General features: G+C 55.4%; 19 protein-coding genes and 3 pseudogenes. 3 read left to right on the top strand and 19 right to left on the bottom strand.

Features of this window, described 5'->3' with window-relative positions; translation table 11 throughout:
• Positions 1-435: 435 nt before the first annotated feature.
• The 17 genes and pseudogenes from ABLV54_RS11950 to parM all read right to left on the bottom strand — a co-directional run bounded on the left by ABLV54_RS11950 (position 436) and on the right by parM (position 10,918).
• On the bottom strand, positions 436-999 hold the full coding sequence (locus tag ABLV54_RS11950) for a methyltransferase (protein ID WP_013609525.1): 564 nt from the start codon (positions 997-999) through the stop codon (positions 436-438).
• Between the two features lie 47 nt (positions 1,000-1,046).
• A pseudogene (locus tag ABLV54_RS11945) lies at positions 1,047-2,404 on the bottom strand (DUF3560 domain-containing protein).
• A gap of 51 nt (positions 2,405-2,455) precedes the next feature.
• Positions 2,456-2,686 carry a hypothetical protein gene (locus tag ABLV54_RS11940; protein ID WP_009310031.1) on the bottom strand — a complete coding sequence of 77 codons (231 nt, stop codon included), beginning with the start codon at positions 2,684-2,686 and terminating at the stop codon, positions 2,456-2,458.
• A gap of 91 nt (positions 2,687-2,777) precedes the next feature.
• The gene (locus ABLV54_RS11935) at positions 2,778-3,005 is read right to left on the bottom strand and encodes a hypothetical protein (RefSeq protein ID WP_001568050.1); all 228 of its coding nucleotides are present in this window, start codon (positions 3,003-3,005) and stop codon (positions 2,778-2,780) included.
• A gap of 679 nt (positions 3,006-3,684) precedes the next feature.
• Positions 3,685-4,005 carry a hypothetical protein gene (locus ABLV54_RS11930; protein ID WP_001568049.1) on the bottom strand — a complete coding sequence of 107 codons (321 nt, stop codon included), beginning with the start codon at positions 4,003-4,005 and terminating at the stop codon, positions 3,685-3,687.
• A 34-nt stretch (positions 4,006-4,039) separates the two neighbouring features.
• Positions 4,040-4,294 (bottom strand): DNA polymerase III subunit theta, encoded by a 255-nt coding sequence (locus ABLV54_RS11925; RefSeq protein WP_004118476.1) that lies wholly within the window; start codon positions 4,292-4,294, stop codon positions 4,040-4,042.
• 184 nt (positions 4,295-4,478) lie between these two features.
• Complete coding sequence (locus ABLV54_RS11920) at positions 4,479-4,670, bottom strand: hypothetical protein (RefSeq protein WP_001568047.1); 192 nt, start codon at positions 4,668-4,670, stop codon at positions 4,479-4,481.
• Positions 4,671-4,712: 42 nt separating this feature from the next.
• A complete protein-coding gene (locus tag ABLV54_RS11915; RefSeq protein WP_001568046.1) occupies positions 4,713-5,219 on the bottom strand; it encodes an antirestriction protein ArdA in 507 nt (168 codons plus the stop codon).
• A 42-nt stretch (positions 5,220-5,261) separates the two neighbouring features.
• Positions 5,262-5,690, bottom strand: coding sequence for an antirestriction protein (locus ABLV54_RS11910; protein ID WP_004152356.1), 429 nt, complete (start codon positions 5,688-5,690; stop codon positions 5,262-5,264).
• 680 nt (positions 5,691-6,370) lie between these two features.
• A complete protein-coding gene (locus ABLV54_RS11905; RefSeq protein ID WP_001568044.1) occupies positions 6,371-7,138 on the bottom strand; it encodes a hypothetical protein in 768 nt (255 codons plus the stop codon).
• A 53-nt stretch (positions 7,139-7,191) separates the two neighbouring features.
• Positions 7,192-7,611, bottom strand: a complete 420-nt coding sequence (locus ABLV54_RS11900; RefSeq protein ID WP_041937750.1) for a DUF1380 family protein — start codon at positions 7,609-7,611, stop codon at positions 7,192-7,194.
• Positions 7,612-7,620: 9 nt separating this feature from the next.
• A complete protein-coding gene (locus ABLV54_RS11895; RefSeq protein ID WP_001568042.1) occupies positions 7,621-7,842 on the bottom strand; it encodes a hypothetical protein in 222 nt (73 codons plus the stop codon).
• Complete coding sequence (locus ABLV54_RS11890) at positions 7,842-8,543, bottom strand: DNA methylase (protein ID WP_011977792.1); 702 nt, start codon at positions 8,541-8,543, stop codon at positions 7,842-7,844. Before ABLV54_RS11890 ends, ABLV54_RS11895 begins: the two co-directional genes overlap by 1 nt.
• Before the next feature lie 71 nt (positions 8,544-8,614).
• A pseudogene (locus tag ABLV54_RS11885) lies at positions 8,615-8,817 on the bottom strand (hypothetical protein); the annotation flags it as partial.
• 162 nt (positions 8,818-8,979) lie between these two features.
• A complete protein-coding gene (locus ABLV54_RS11880) occupies positions 8,980-9,210 on the bottom strand; it encodes a hypothetical protein (protein ID WP_001568040.1) in 231 nt (76 codons plus the stop codon).
• A 62-nt stretch (positions 9,211-9,272) separates the two neighbouring features.
• Complete coding sequence (locus ABLV54_RS11875; RefSeq protein ID WP_032435767.1) at positions 9,273-9,944, bottom strand: plasmid partitioning/stability family protein; 672 nt, start codon at positions 9,942-9,944, stop codon at positions 9,273-9,275.
• A gap of 2 nt (positions 9,945-9,946) precedes the next feature.
• On the bottom strand, positions 9,947-10,918 hold the full coding sequence (gene parM / locus ABLV54_RS11870; protein WP_004152353.1) for a plasmid segregation protein ParM domain-containing protein: 972 nt from the start codon (positions 10,916-10,918) through the stop codon (positions 9,947-9,949).
• A gap of 233 nt (positions 10,919-11,151) precedes the next feature.
• Here parM and umuD point away from each other — a divergent pair, with 233 nt between their 5' ends.
• Both umuD and ABLV54_RS11860 read left to right on the top strand, forming a co-directional pair.
• Complete coding sequence (umuD, locus tag ABLV54_RS11865; protein ID WP_001568036.1) at positions 11,152-11,583, top strand: translesion error-prone DNA polymerase V autoproteolytic subunit; 432 nt, start codon at positions 11,152-11,154, stop codon at positions 11,581-11,583.
• A complete protein-coding gene (locus tag ABLV54_RS11860) occupies positions 11,583-12,854 on the top strand; it encodes a Y-family DNA polymerase (protein WP_348814158.1) in 1,272 nt (423 codons plus the stop codon). The genes umuD and ABLV54_RS11860 overlap by 1 nt, the downstream gene beginning before the upstream one ends.
• A gap of 81 nt (positions 12,855-12,935) precedes the next feature.
• Here the strand turns inward: ABLV54_RS11860 and ABLV54_RS11855 are convergent, their stop codons facing one another.
• Positions 12,936-13,910, bottom strand: coding sequence for a ParB family protein (locus tag ABLV54_RS11855; protein ID WP_011977819.1), 975 nt, complete (start codon positions 13,908-13,910; stop codon positions 12,936-12,938).
• Entirely contained in the window at positions 13,910-15,115 is a 1,206-nt protein-coding gene (locus ABLV54_RS11850) for an AAA family ATPase (protein WP_011977818.1), read from the bottom strand. Before ABLV54_RS11850 ends, ABLV54_RS11855 begins: the two co-directional genes overlap by 1 nt.
• A gap of 413 nt (positions 15,116-15,528) precedes the next feature.
• Between ABLV54_RS11850 and ABLV54_RS11845 the strand changes: the two are divergent.
• A pseudogene (locus ABLV54_RS11845) lies at positions 15,529-15,857 on the top strand (hypothetical protein); the annotation flags it as partial.

The following is a 15,857-nucleotide window of genomic DNA, read 5'->3' as shown; positions in this document are numbered from 1 at the left end:
AAGAGCGCGGGCGCGAAACGGCGTTGCCCCGCAGAGTGCCGGCAGTCCTTCGCCGGCACGGTGAAAGCGGCGCGGCCGGAACGGTCGCAGCAAGCGCTGCCGTTGACCTTGACTTCAGACATCAGACACTAGCCGTCAGGCCCGAAACCGCTTTGCGGGTTCGGCGGAGCTAACCGCGTCTTTTCGCGGTTAGCGGAGTGTGGCTCGACGACCGGACAGCGCAGCTGGCCGGGAGCCGAAGGTGTCCAGTGTGGGTATGCTTTTAAAGCCTTTAAGGTTTAAAAAGAGGCATCACAGCAGGGAGAAGAAGAGGAAGCAGGCAAACAGCAGGCAGCAAACAGGGAAGACGCGAAAAGGAAATGCGGGCGGCGCGTCAGCGCGGTCTTTCGAGGCGCGGCCAGACGGGGACAGGTGCCCCGCCGGCTTAACGTGTCATCAGACGGTTATTCTGAGAATGGCGGTCGCTACCTGGGTATACGTGAATGTTCCCCGTGGCAACGGCTCCCAGACGTCCGCCAGGGACTCCAGCGCCTTTTGCTGACGCGGCCCGTCCAGACATATGCCCGTCAGAATCCCGCCAGGCTCAAGCAGAGTTAATGCCCGCCGGATATGCCGGATATCATCACCGCGATTAAACGGCGGATTCATGATAATTCGTGTATACCGGCGCTCCGGATGATATTCGAGAAAATCTCCGCACCAGATCCGGACCTCCGGGAAATGCGCCTGCAGGTGACGGGCTAACCCGGCGTGCAGCTCCACGGCGTCACACTTCGCCCGGGGGACTGCATCCCTGATCGCCTGCAGTATGGCGCCCGTTCCGGCACTGGGTTCCAGAATGCGATCGGTTTCCCGGACATCAGCCAGCTCAACCAACCGGCGACATTCCGGGGAGGGGGTGACAAAAAGTTGCGAGCTACCCTGAATTTCAGCGACAGGGGCGCGCCCTTCCAGTTTGACCCGCATCGCCTGAATACGGTGTTTAAGGTCATGATGCATGAATGTACTCCCTGACCTCCCCGGCAAGATGCCGGGGAGCCTTCCTGCTATTTTTTCGGAATTTCAACGGTTTTCATGTCTGTGATATACACATTCACGAGCGTACAACCGTGCGTCATGCACCGGCGGAAGCGGTAGGCGCCGTGTGTTTCGGTTTCTGCAGCACCCCGCACGCCTTTATAATCAGCGGGTAATTTCGCCCACTCGGCTTTTGTCATTTCCCGGAACCCTTCCCCCGGATAATTGACGATCGGTGGGCGCTTCGCCGCTTTCTTCGCGTCGCTGGCTTCCTCCGCTGTCGGGGCTTTGTAGTCCGTGATACGGTCGGGCGTGAGTTTCATCGTGCCGCTGTAGCCCAGAAAGCGATAACCGGGCGTTTCGACTGAACTCACCTCCCCCTTACTCCGGTTAACCCGGAGAATGGTTAACCATTCTCCCCGACTCAGTACCTGCCCGCCTGGTTCAAATTCCTGTGTTCGGGTGACAACGCCACCGTTTTCATTGAGCATCGCGCGTTCGTAGGCCAGGCGGTTCTGGTAATGATTCACCCAGCGCTGTTGGTGGTTAATCGTGCGCTCATGACAGCGGATCGCAATATCACGCGCCTGTTCAAAAGTAATGATCTCCTCAGACAGGGCAGAATGGAGAGACATCGAGCCCTCATACTGGCTTTTCTCTGCCGGGCGGGGGTATTTGTCGAGCGTGAAGCAGGCATGAATATGATCATAATTACTGACCAGTAACGCCATTTTCAGATCGAGCGTCTGCGCACGCCACATCGTCATATACTTTTCAGACCGGGCAATGTGCTTTTGGGACTTGCGTAATTCCGCCTCGATTTTTTTGATACGGCGGTAACGCACATCCGGACGCTCCTTGTATTTCGCGTGCCGCAGAGAGGCCTGCGCGCGCTGTTCCCAGTATTCGGCGCGCTCGAACAGCATCACCGCACGTTTCATGCCGTTCTCAATTTTCTGCGCATGCCGGCGCGCGCGGCGCTCGCTGTGGTGGCCTACCAGGATCGGGGGTGCCCCCGGGGTACAGCCGATGCCAGCGAATCAACATGCGCAAGCGCCTGCTCCGATTCAACCGCCCGCCGGTCACTGTAGTCACTGAACCGCCCGGCGCGCTGCTCCTGGCGATCAAACAGGGTGCTGTCCTCGTCCTCGATATCACCGGCGAGGGAAAGCAGGACATCCTCCCGCCCCGGCGTCCAGGCTGGCGCCACAAAAAGTTCCTGTTTGGGCGCCCAGCGAAAGCCTGCTTTGTTGATCAGGGAATACGTTTCTTCATCGAGCCGTAATGATGCGTAAAGTCGCAATTTATTATCATCGGGTGAATAGGTTGCCCGGTAAGTCTGGCCTGCGGTGTTTTCCGTCATGATCTGTGCGGTAGTCGGTGCCATTGTGTTTTCTCCTTCCTGCAGTTGCCGCCCCTCGCGGGGCGGCTCACCTCATCAGTTAAATGCGCGTTTCAGTTCCAGCGTGCGGAGTACCTGCCCGAGGGCGGTATTTTTCATCGCGGGGATGTGGACACCACGCCCTTTGCGGTGACTTCTGGCGATATGACGCCCGAAAGCTCTGAGAGCGGGATCAATCTCAGGTGCGGTGATATCTGCGCGCAGAATGCGCGAATGACGACGGGGCTTTACAGCGCCTGCGGAAGGTGAAAAAATAGAAAAGATCATAAAGTTGACTCCTTATGGTAGTTAACGAAGCCGGAAAAACCGTTCGTGCGATTTTTACGGCGTGGGAGAAGCAGGGTTTACCCTGCTTTTTTCATATCTGCGGTTTGCTTCCCGCTTCTTCTTCCTCCTTCTTAAGCTGATCGGTAATGTCTTCCGGTTCGCCCAGAAACCAGCCTTTGACGGGTTCACAGCGTTCAATAAACGCTTTTATCGCCCGTTTTCCGGTCGTGGCCTGCACCCGGGTAAACATCGGCAGATTGCCGCTGGCATTGCTTCCCAGAAATGCGATCCGATACGTTCGCAATGAAGGATCCTGCATTTTTCTTTTTCCTGATTTTTAAAGAACATCACCCGTTGAGTTGCCGGGGCCGCGGTTTTGACTTTGTGCGGGGACCTGCTGAACCTGCCCCCTGGATATAACCTTCACCCGTTTGAGAGCCGTTCGCCGCAAGGGCGTAAACGAGCACGGCCCGGTGCAGATGTCCGGGGGTGAGCGGGAAATTTTTTTCGGCCTAATGAAGCGGCAGCGGAATGGCCGGGAAAAATTTATTGCGAAAGGCCCTGCCGTCCCCTGGACAGCAAGACGGGTTGTGCTTGTCTCAGCCCCGGCGAATGGACTCAAACGGGTGATACGGGTACCAGGGGAAAGGAGCAGGCACCCGCCGCAACGACGAAGAGCGCGGGCGCGAAACGGCGTTGCCCCGCAGAGTGCCGGCAGTCCTTCGCCGGCACGGTGAAAGCGGCGCGGCCGGGACGGTCGCAGCAAGCGCTGCCGTTGACCTTGACGTCAGACATCAGACACTAGCCGCCAGGCCCGAAACCGCGTAGCGGGTTCGGCGGAGCTTACCGCGTCTTTTCGCGGTTAGCGGAGTGTGGCTCGACGACTGAACCGCGCCAGCGGGTCAGGAGCCGAAGGTGGCCCCGGAGCAGATTGTGTGAAAGGAAAGTGAGGCAAAGCCAGAGGAAGAGCAGCAGCAAGATGAAGGGTACCGGTCAGGTCAGGACTGAGATTCGCCCTGCTCTTTTCTGTACTGTACAACGCAGTACCAGGCCGAAGCCAGGAAAGCAAAAACGGTGATCAACCCGCGTAATTCGTCACCCGGCTCTTTCCCCTTCAGCATCAGCGTTATGATGATGCCGGCAACGATAATCCACGCAATGCCACTCCAGAGGCGCAGCTTATCCGCCACGACATTAATCAGAACAAAAGCAACGGCCAGGATAGCCCCCCACAGAGCCGGAACAGGCTGAAACGGAATAAAAAACAGGTTAATACCGGTTAAAAGCGTCACGGCTGCAAACATCAGAGACATACGCATAAAATTTCCTCCCTGGACACACTGACTATAAGAATCACTTCTGCTGCTCATCTCCGGGTTTATTATATTCGGGCGCATTTGCGCGCGGCAGCTGCTGACTGTTCAGTCGATGTACGCGGAGCCGTTCACGGAAATACTCGCGCAGGTGCTCAGGCTGTTCCCGCTCAACAAGTTCCGGCACGACGGGCTTGCTCATCCTTTCCTGCCAGGCGACAGCAGCGGCCACCTTATCAACGGCAACTTTGTCCTGCTCCTCTTTTGAAAAAGAGGCAATATTCCACTGCGACATACGCAAATTCCGCAAAAGAAGAAAAGGTATTCAGATATTACGCTCTTAATCCTTAACTGGCGACCTGTAGAGGTGAGGCCGGTACGCAGCGCCGCAGGCGTGGCGAACCGCCTCACCGGCAGGCGAAGCCTGCCAGGATTTTCGCGCGGCCGGAAGCGGCAGAGGTTCCCCCCTGCCCTGTGATTTATCGTGCCTTTCCCCCCTGAAGAATGAAATGGCCGCCAATATAGACGGCGCACTGACAGGTCATGTATTCGCAGATTTCATCCATCACCTGCGCAGTGGTCAGTTCCCGCTGACCGGCATCGCGGCGGCGGGCATTAATCAGGGCTTTGTACTGTCGCAGGATATCGCGGCTTTGTGGTGCAAGTTTCATGTGCTTTCTCCTTAACCGGCGGGCTTCCCCGCCGGATAGTAATCAGTTGCTGAATACATAGCCTTCATGGAAGACATAGCCGCTGCTGAACAGATCCCGCGCATAAGCCTCATAATCGAAATAGACGCGCAGGGATTCAGGCACCTCGTTTAACAGGCCGTGATCCTCCACAAAGCCATAAGCAAAATCCGCCTCGCTTTCAGCCTCGCCACAATACGCCTCATCAAAGGCGTCATAGTCGCACTCGCCGGTATAGTCCGCCCAGGCCACAAACGCGGCAGCGCGTCCTTCGTCCTGCGCCTGCCGGAATGCCTCGATAAACGCCCACTTAACAGAGGATTCAGAGGCAAACTGAGACGGGATCCCTTCCCAGTCCTGAAACATAAACTCGGGGTCATCCTCGGCGGCATGCAACGCCCGGCAGGCGTCATAAAATTCGTCTTCGTCGTCGAAGTCGGTTAAATCAAACCATTTGCCAAAAATACTGCCGCCGTTGTACTGGTGATATGTGCCCACGTAGACGGCCGGAACGGTTACTGATGAAGTCATTTTTGTCTCCCTGCGGGGCGGTGTAACCGCCCCGGTCGTTAATCAGTCCAGCGCGGCGTAAATAGCACTGCATTCGGGGTGAAAGGTGATGTGATTCCAGAGCTGGGCATCACGCAGCATATAAAGGCGAGTCAGCGCCGGGTTACTGCTGTCATGATGGGCCGCCAGACGGCGATTAATCGCCAGGCTGGTCAGAATAATGCCCGCCGCGTCGGCGCTGACAGTGCGATCAAACCAGTTTTCGCTACTGACCAGATGTACCCGGCCACAATCCGGCATCATGTAGCCGCCCCCCTCCGGCAGGCGAATAAAATGCCAGAAGCCGCCCTCATAGCCGGGCATCCATTTTTTGGCCAGAGCGTACACCTGTAATTCCGCGAGCATGAAATCCGTGCCGAACAGGTACGGCATAAAAGACAGGCGGTCGGACTCCTCAACATTCAGGACCGGGCATGTATTCACATACTGCATGGATAAACCTCCGTAATCACATAGACTGCGGCACCGGGTTGTGCCGTGCCGACACGACAGCCCGGCGAAAAGCGGAAGATGCAGGGGCGACACCGGAGGCCGCAGCGCAGATATAGCGCGAAGCTGGTCTGGACGGTTTTCGAGCGAAACCTGAGCGAGAAAACGACGGGAAGAACGGCGAGCATCATAAAAAACCTGCGACCGGGCGAGGATGGCGGCGTCAGCGCACCCTTGCATCTGCAGCGGCCGGGCTAAAGTGAAGGCACGGCACTACCCGTCGCGATGCAGGAGGTTGAATACAGGGTTTCTCTCCCCCGTTTTTTGACCACCGGGAGAAAAGCGGAAGCAGATGTCGCAACGCGACAGACGCAGTAATAAGGCCACGGACCGGAGGGATGGGGCCGGGTGAAGCGGAGCCGGCGGCAACGGCAAGCCGGCGACTGCCTTATCCGGGGATGGCGGCGCCAGCGAACTCCAGCCTCTGCGGCTGCCGGGCTAAAGTGAAGGCACGGCACAGCCAGCACACGGCACGGCGATAACAGAGGGTTGTGTTCACCCAAAAGGCCCGGAAACCGGGCCGGGTGGACGCGGAGCCGGCACGGCGACATCCTTATCGCACCACACCTCCTGTGCCGGCAGGCTGACAAGGGAGGGTCCCCCTCCCCTGACGCTCCGGGCTGTCACTCCTGAGTTCTGCTGGCGCGGGCCTCTCTCACCATTTCCCTTAAAACCCGGCGATCAAACCAGCGCCGGACCGGAGTGTCCGTAAAACGCAGCTGATCAGCGATAACCCCTGCGCTCCTGATAGTTTCCTCCCGCTCGTTAACCAGGGTGAGCAGGACCGGGCAGAATCGCGCATCGCGAATAAGAATGGCATCGAGGACCTGATCCAGCCTGTCGGTTTCGTCTTCGTCCAGGCAGTTATCATGATCATACTCCACGGCCAGCAAGCGCCAGTCACCGATCCGCCTGTCCATCAGACGGGGAGTGACGGACGGCGTCAGCGCGGCGGCGATGCGCTTCGTATCCCGGTGGACGATTTCCGATATCTGCGTGAGGGAGGCTTTCAGGAAGGCCAGCAGATCGTCACATTCCGCCGCTGTCAGCCACTCCTGAGCGTAAGGCAGGCGGATAACCTGACAGTCAGCCAGCCGCTCCGGATGCGGATATGCCTGCACCGGAAAGAGATGCAGACGAGCCGGGGTTCCCGCCAGCCGCCGGGCGCTGGCGAGCAACAACGCTGCCCGGCCATACGTCAGCGGCTGACAAAGCTGTTCCGTAAGCGTGAGGATTTCCACGCCACTGAGAGAGCCGCAGGCGGCAAGCCAGCCGGGTACGGTTTCGGGGGCGACGGGCGCCATATCAACAGTGTCGGGCCAGCCAGCCTGGCGCAGCATCCGGTCGCCGTGACGCAGAATAAGCGTGTTAAGGGTTTCTTTTTTCATCATTATCGTCTCTGTCCGGGTTATATCACCCCGCCGCGTGGCGGGGCGATCTGCTGTCAGCTTTTCAGTAATGCCCGCACTTTTGCTGTATCCGCCAGGCGGCGCATTACGCTTTCCGGCACCGGGAGATTGCGATCCCGTGCGGTCCATTCCCTGTCCCACAATGCCTGTTCGGCGGTAATCAGCAGGGTTTCAAGCAGGTCAACCGGCACAGTCACCCTCTGCCCGTTCTCTTTCACCTGGTCTATCAGTGCCATCACCAGGCCGGCTGACACGCCCGACTCAAGCCGTTGTTCTTCCGGTATAGTGTCCATGCGTTCCAGTACTGCCCTTACGTCATGTTCTGAAAAGGAATATTCCATCCCGTCAGCCAGTGCTTCAATATCCGCCGGGGCCCAGATAATCAGGTTCAGCGGGGTTTCTGCGGGATATTGCTCATTCAGCATCCTGCAAAGATCTTCACGGGTTCCGTACATGTTCTCTCCTCAATCCAGAAAGCTTTCATCGAGCATCAGTGCAATATTGAACGCCTCATCCATCAGGACGCTGAGACGTCGCAGACTGATACCGGCAAGCCGTTCCGCCAGTCCGTCGTACCGGTAGTGGTACGTGTCTTCCAGCACTTTCAGGGTGGTTTTCAGGTCGCAAAGATTGTTCGCCAGCCCGGCCATATCGCGGCGCAGGGCTTCGTGTCCGTCGTAATTCATTACGCGGCCTCCGGGAGCCATTCATCGTTCGCCGCCGGGGTATTTACGGCCCGGTGCATGGCGTCCAGTCGTTCGGTTCCGGCCCGGTGGTACTGCGCCAGCATTTCGATGCCGATATAGCGGCGTCCGGCACGGTATGCAGCGACGCAGGTCGAACCGCTTCCGGCAAACGGGTCGAGAACAATCGCGCCCGGAGCGCTGAATGACTCAATCAGCGGCTGTAGCGCCTCCACTGGTTTCTGCGTCGGATGCAGGGTATTACCGGTATACGGGAAGGGCAGCACATCCGGCAGCGGTTTAAGGGGCGGCACGGGGCGGCCTTTGGCAAGGACATAAGCCCCTTCATGGCAGTAGTCCACAAATCCGCGTCGGGCCCTGGCGTTACGACGGTTGGAGGCATAGTTTTTGGTGAACACAAGCTGGCCCACGGCATAGAATCCTGCCGCCTTCCACGCGGCCATAAAGCGGTCCACACGGTTCCAGCTGTAGAAGCTCACCATCAGTGCGTCTTTTTTAAGGACGCGGTACATCTCCAGCGTGGCCGGTTGCAGCCATTCGTCCGTCACATCCCCGGCAATCTGTCTGCCCTGACGGTCCTTAAAACCGACGAGGTAAGGCGGATCGGTCACAATAAGGTCCACGGCACGGTCGGGGAATCCGCGCATCACATCAATACAGTTCCCGAGAATGAATCTGGACATGGCAGCACTCCTGTAGTCTGAGGGGGCAGGAGGCATCACCGCGATACCGTTCCCTGCCGCACGCTGCCTGTTCATCGCGTCCGGTCACGGGTCAGGCCGACCGTGGAATACCGCAGCCGTCCGTCTTTTGGACGGCAAGGATATGCCGCGAAAGCGGCTTGAAGGGCGTTCCTTAAAAGGGCGAGGGACTGGCGCACACTCTCAACGACGCCGGGCCGGAGCGGAAAAACCGCCCGTCCCGTACCAGACCGGACGCGAGACACTGGCAGCGGGCGGCAGGCTGGCGTTAACTCCAGGCGAACGGGGAATTACCGGCATACCTGTCCACAAATCCGGGGCTTAAAATTGTGGATAACCTGAAGGCAAACGACGGAGAAGCGCGGGAGAACAGACGCCACCACGTCTGTTCTTTTTTTGAACAACCGGAAAGTTTGTATCAGCGGTTCAGGGATTTATCCCCGGCCAGGGACAGGCCAATATAGACGCCAGCCCCCCAGATGACCTGCGACAAAATGAAAACCCACTGCGGAACGTCGAAAACCAGAAGCGGAAGCAGACATACCGTCACAATGCCAATCAGCCGGCTGCCAAATTTTCTGCGCACCGGTTCACTGCTGTCGACGGGAATGCGGGCGAGACGGAGAACATTTCTGAATCCTGGTGACATGAGAACCTCCCTGGGATGCCAGTCATTTGAAATCGGTATAGTAGTGGATGTGATTCGTACTGTTAGTCACCGAATGCACGCCGCATATTTTTCTTTATTTCCCGGGTATCCGCCCCGGACACCGGCGCGGCAGATGCTGCCGGCGTATCCGGTACTGCAGCTGCAGCCCTGTTCACGTCAGCGGTGCCGGCCATCTGCTGAACCAGAGCCTGCAGCTCACTGACCGAGGTGGGCGGTACCGGCATACTGGCCAGCAGGCGCGGCAGTTCAGGCGCCGTCGTGTGGAGGGCAAGACCGGTGATAATCAGGTTTCTCAGCAGATCCCCACGCAGACGGGATGACGCTTCCGTCAGCACACTTTCCACCCGTTCCCCACTCCGGCCATTCTGAAGCGTCAGGGTGTAACGCCGGCGCTGGTATTCCGTCTCCGGTGACACGGGCAGAGCAGCCCCACCATTTTCGGGCTCATCCGGAAGGCCGGTGAGTGAGGACCAGGTTCCGGAGACCAGGGCCATCACGGCGCAAAGGCGGACAGCGCTCAGCTGCCCGGCAAAGAACACCGGGATCAGCGCCGGTAAACGGGCATCCACCTGGTATACCACCGCCCCGGCGGTGGCGGCGGTACGGATGAACTCACCGCGCAGGGGCTGTGAGATGGTGCTGATGGTTGCCATCGCCGCGATGTCGGTGCGATCGTCGCTGTGCAGATAGAAAGAATACTGGCCGTCCGGCACGTTTAGTCCTCTTTATTGTAAAGGGCAATCTCCCTGGCCAGCGCCATCTGCGGATCGCCTATAACCTCGATACGGTCATGAGCCAGAGGCCAGGCCTGACGGATAGCTTCTTCTATGAGGGAAGCCCCTCCCCCGACCAGGAATACCCGGTTAACGTTCCTGAAGGCCGTCAGCTCACTGGTGACACGCGCCCCCAGGGAAGTGATCGCCTCTGTTATTTTGTTCCGAACCTCGTCGATTTTACCGGCATCGTTGATCACACGCTGCAGATACTGACGATCATTGCGGTTGCGGATGACAGTGTCAGCGATGAGGGCGCTGGTTTCGCTGTCTGCCGCACGCAGCGCGCCTGCAGCTGCGCGGGTGACCTGTGACACGCCGACAGACGGATTACCGTGCACCGCACTGATATCATCAAACTGGCCGACAATCACACCGGCATCGAGCGTGGTACCACCGAGATCGATAATCAGGGTGGTCTCAGCGGGGCCGGGTTTCAGCTCCGCGAGACGGGAGAACGCCGCCGGTAGTGATTCCGGCATCACCTTCACGTCCGTTACGGTAAATGCCCTGCCCTTATTCAGAACCAGCTCACGCATCAGGTTTTCCCGTTTGCGTCGTATGTTCTCCTCGTTCCGCTGGCAGTCCCCGTCGTAATACTCACTCAGGGGCAGCGTCACGGTCAGGCTCACCGGCTGCGGCTCCAGTCCGCTGTTCAGCAGCGCATGATGCACGGCCAGCAGGTTGAGATCACCGTACTGATATTCCACGTTTGTTGTCGGGATGGCATCCCGGCTGACGCTGTCCCAGGTGTATTTCAGCGTACCCACCTGATAGTTGAACGTTGCCGCACTGAATTCCGCCACTTTCCAGCCATGCCGGAAGGAGTTCGCAGAAACCCGGGTCTGAAGCTCATCGCCTTCAAACCATGCCAGCTTAACATTAGTTGAACCATCATCGCAGTAAATATTCATCAATATGCTCCGTTAGTTACACTCAATTTGATACCAATTATAAGAGCAAGATGAAAAAAACAAAGTAACATTTCTCAATATGAGCAATACAAAAATATCAAAATGATTAATATAAGCATTTTGAACACCTTTATTTACTCAAAATGTTCTTAAGGCATGCGATCTGGATTATCGTCACGCTGTTAAATATACTGTATGCATAACCAGTAAAAATTAGAGTGTCAGGAGGAAAGATGAAACTACAACTTTTCAGCACCGGGAAAGAACTCCCGCCACAGGCCCATCCATTGTTTGCCGATCTGGCCAGCTGCGGTTTTCCCAGCCCTGCTGCTGACTATGTCGAGTCCGATCTGGATCTCCATGATTACTGCATACGGCATCCGAGCGCGACGTACTACCTGCGTGCCAGCGGAGACAGCATGGCCGACGGCAGTCTGTACAATGGCGATCTGCTGGTTGTGGACAGTGCTGAAAAGCCGCGGCACGGCGATATCGTTGTCGCCAGCGTACAGGGGGAGTTTACGGTGAAACGGCTTCTGCTGACGCCGCGGCTGACGCTGCAGCCCATGAATGCCTCCTGGTCGCCGATTTATCCTGATCCCGACGAGCTGGATATCTTTGGCGTCGTCACGCATATCATCCACCGCCCGAGGGAGATGTACTGATGTTTGCCCTGGCCGATGTGAACAGCTTCTATGCCAGCTGTGAACGTGTTTTCCGCCCGGATTTGAAAGGAAAGCCGATAGTCGTCCTGAGCAACAACGACGGGAACGTAATCGCTCGCAGTGCCGAGGCGAAGCCCTGGATCAAAATGGGAACTCCGTGGTTTCAGATAAAAAACGAAAGGTACCCGGAAAAAATATATGCGTTTTCAAGTAATTATGAACTTTACGCCTCGATGTCGGCGCGCGTGATGAACTGCCTGGAGGAACTGGCCCCCAGGGTGGAACAGTATTCCATTGATGAGATGTTCCTCGACCTGACCGGCGTGGAGCACTGTATGGGGCTTGAGGACTTCGGCCGGCAGCTGCGTCAGCACGTGTATGACTGTACCCGCCTGACCATTGGCGTGGGCGCCGGACCAACGAAAACCCTCGCAAAATCAGCCCAGTGGGCCTCAAAAGAGTGGAAACAGTTTCGTGGCGTACTCGCGCTGACCAGGGGAAATCCGCAAAGGACGCGGAAACTGCTTTCACTGCAGCCGGTTGAAGAAATCTGGGGGGTGGGTAACCGTATTGCACGCAAGCTAAATGTGCTGGGCATAAAAACCGCGCTCGATCTGGCTCTGACGAACCCGGCCTTCATCCGCAAAAATTTTTCTGTGGTCCTTGAGCGAACGGTACGGGAACTGAACTGGGAAAGCTGCCTTTCGCTTGAGGAAGCCCCTCCGACGAAACAGCAAATTGTCTGCAGCCGCAGTTTTGGCGTGAAGATCACGGAGTACGAGTCACTCCGTCAGGCTATCTGTCAGCACGCAGAGCGGGCCTCTGAAAAACTGCGTAAAGAGCACCAGTATTGCCGGCATATTTCCGTTTTCATCAAAACGTCTCCGTTCGCCATTAAAGGGCCTTACTACGGCAACGTGGCTACGGAAAAACTTCTTACACCCACTCAGGACACCAGGGACATCATTGCAGCCGCCACAATGGCTCTGGAGCGTATCTGGAGGGATGGGCACCGGTATGCCAAAGCCGGAGTTATGCTGAATGACTTCACCGGCTCCGGCGTTTCGCAGCTGCAGCTGTTCGACGAACGCCCGCCACGCCCTCACAGTGCTGAGCTGATGAGGGTTCTGGACGGGATCAACAACTCAGGGCTGGGTAAAGTATGGTTTGCGGGGCGGGGTATGGCCTCGGAATGGCAGATGAAACGGGAGATGCTTTCTCCTGCTTATACGACACGATGGTCAGATATTCCTGCAGCGAAACTGGCGTGAAACTATGGCGATTTCACCTTGAAATTCTCAGCCTAAACTGCCTAATTACAATAAGTTAGATGTGAAATCGCCATGGCGAAATTATTGACTCAAATTTCTGTCAAGGACCTCGTTGATAGCCTTGTCCAGTTCATCCTGAATCACTTTTGACATACGGCTAAACTCATAAGTCAGCGTGCGCCCTTTCACACGCTTACGCGCGAACTTGTCCTTTTCTTCAAAAGACCAGAGTGGGGAAACCACTGACTTTTCCTTGGGAGATGGATCGATTAATGCCTGAGATGCCTGAGAAATCAGCTTCAGAATACTGGCTTTCTGTTCGTCTTCTGGTCGCTCGCCATCATTCAAAATTGCATCGAGCTGAGCTGATACAGCCTGAATGAGTTCTTCAGGAGTTAATCCCTTTTCACTAAGTTTTTCATTAACTTCTAAAAGAAGTTTATAGTCACTAAACGATAGCTCCGACTGAACCGGGAACAGAGAAATTAAGTCTTGCGGTACGGCCGCCGCCTGCAGCGCCCTGGTAACTTTAGCCTGAGATAACCCCTCCAGTTCAGCAATTTCCTTTTGATTAAATCCGGACTCTTTAAGAGCGATCAATCTCAGCCCAATCTCCCGAAGATTATGTTCTTTAGCTGTCTGGATATCTTTAGCCAGTTGGCGAGCTTCATCAGCTGATAAATGTTCTTCGGTAACCATTACATCAAGGCCTGTACGGACAAAAATTGCTGAGGCTCGCCGTCTTGAACCATCCAGTATCTCAATCCTTTCACTTTGCTTAATACCAATACAGGGAAAGAACTGCTGAAACTTAATCGTCTGGATAATGGATTTCAGGGACTCCCTGGTCAGTGCAAGTTGATCTCTTCCATTGTTTTCCTGGTTAACGAATGTCTTACTTTCAACTTCAGATGCAGGCACCCGAACAAACCTGAACGTTACCTTCCTGCCGGTTTTTAAGGTAAATACCTGGCTTCTACCGGTGTCCGTCATTTCCGCTATTGACGCCTGGGTATTTAACTGTCTGCCGATGGTTTTTCTTTTCTCATTCGACATCACATACCTCCGTTAGTACGAATGAACTCGATGCGATCAAAGACTGCCTTCGCAAAGTCTTCCGCTGCTGATTTTGCGCTTTTTAGTGCCTCTGTACTTCCATCATAGGTTGCTGGATTTGCTGAAATAACTGTGTCAAAAGTCTCCCCACAGCGTTCGAAACCATCCAGTCTCGGCAGAACCATGTCTAGCATATCGGCACCGAAAACCTCTTTGGCCTGACTATGGCAAATTTTGTGATCAGACTTGTTCAGGATCTTGGACATGAAGCCGACATTACCGATGAGATTGCAGGTGTGCCCATCCATTTCAATGGAATCTATGAGGGCAGGGAGGCTGGCCACAAACTTTAGGGAAGAATGAAAATCAACCGTCGCCGGTGGAAGAGGGGTCAACATCAGGTCTGCCGCTCCAATGCAGTTTTTCAGGAACGCATCAAGGTGAGGACCACTATCAAGGAAAATAAAGTCGTAGTCATGCTGGAGCTTGTCGATAATGTTCTCTTTAAGCACCGCATGAATATTTTTCCCTGGCAGATGTTCTTCACACAATCCCTTCCAGCCTTCAGCAAGGAATGCATCGTCAATGGAAGCGGGGATTACATCAACACCAGGGATAATAGACGGTACTATAAAATCGGAAAGTAATTCTTCTCGAGACACGTTCTGGAGCATGGCCTGAGCAGCCGTATTTTCAACCAAGCCCACTGAATTCTCATGGCTCAGGAACATTGTCAGAGATGCCTGCGGATCGAAATCGATGGCCAGAATACGCAGGTCTTCGAACAGAAGCTGAGGATGAGCTCGAAAAGCATGTGATAATGAAGCGGTAGAAACTGTCTTGGAACCACCACCTTTAAGATTACATACAAAAATCGTAAAGGCTTTATCGAAGCGATCCCTGTACTTCGGTACTTTACGATGGTTATACAGATCGATGACATTCTGAATCGTCATCGCGTATTTCATCGTATTACCAGAAGGTTTCTTTTTAAAAATGTAGCCACCGGCTTCCATTTCGGCCACAGCATACTCAACACTGCCTTTACTGAGCTTAGGCAGCTTATACAGAGCGGCTTTGCTGTATTCCTGATAGAACTCGGTAAGCTTCAATTCCTCTTTTTGCTGGCGGATACTTTCGCTCAAAGATGTCAGAAGCTTACCTGCACGTGTAGCGACTTTCCGTAACTGCTCAATATTGTCCATTTATCACCTCATGACGTTTTTTGTCATTTTGAACAAAAAGAGTCATGTTGCAAGCAAAAATTCATATTGTTTTGATTTCGCTCTCAACAGGAGAGGGGGGAAGCTCGACGGGCGTGCTACTAAATCACACTGCAGCAACACGCAGACGCACTTTTGACCATCAACAACAACTCATACAAAAGGGCTTTGAGAAAGGTATCCAACTTGCAAGACAGGAGGGTCATTCAGAAGGATTCTGATTTTAGTTACGACCAGTGCAATGCTGAGCCTTATGTATCAGCGCTCGCCGCAGCCATGTAACCGAGCGTAGCGAGCGAACTGGCGAGGAAGCGAAGAGGAACCGTTCCGGCAGATAGCTCTTACGCTCAGCACAAGAAGAGTTTTCCATCCTCTGTGGGAAACAGGTCAACTTTATGGACGCTCCGGACTATGGGAAACAGGTCAACTTCGCGGACGGTCCGGACTATGGGAAACAGGTCAACTTCACGGGCGGCCGGGAGTGTGGGGAACAGGTCAACTTCGCGGACGGCCCGGACTATGGGAAACAGGTCAACTTCGCGGGCGGCCGGGACTGTGGGAAACAGGTCAACTTTACGGACGGCCCGGACTATGGCAAACAGGTCAACTCCGCGGACGGCGCGGACTGTGGGAAACAGGTCAACTCCGCGGACGGCCCGGAGTATGGGAAACAGGTCAACTTAGCCAAGCGCTATGGGAATTACAGCAAGTTTAGGTCCGCCCA

Source organism: Klebsiella sp. JB_Kp042, from assembly GCF_040065275.1.
Taxonomy (GTDB): domain Bacteria; phylum Pseudomonadota; class Gammaproteobacteria; order Enterobacterales; family Enterobacteriaceae; genus Klebsiella; species Klebsiella quasipneumoniae.
Note: the sequence above shows the minus strand (reverse complement) of the source record. Positions and strands in the feature narration are given on the sequence as shown.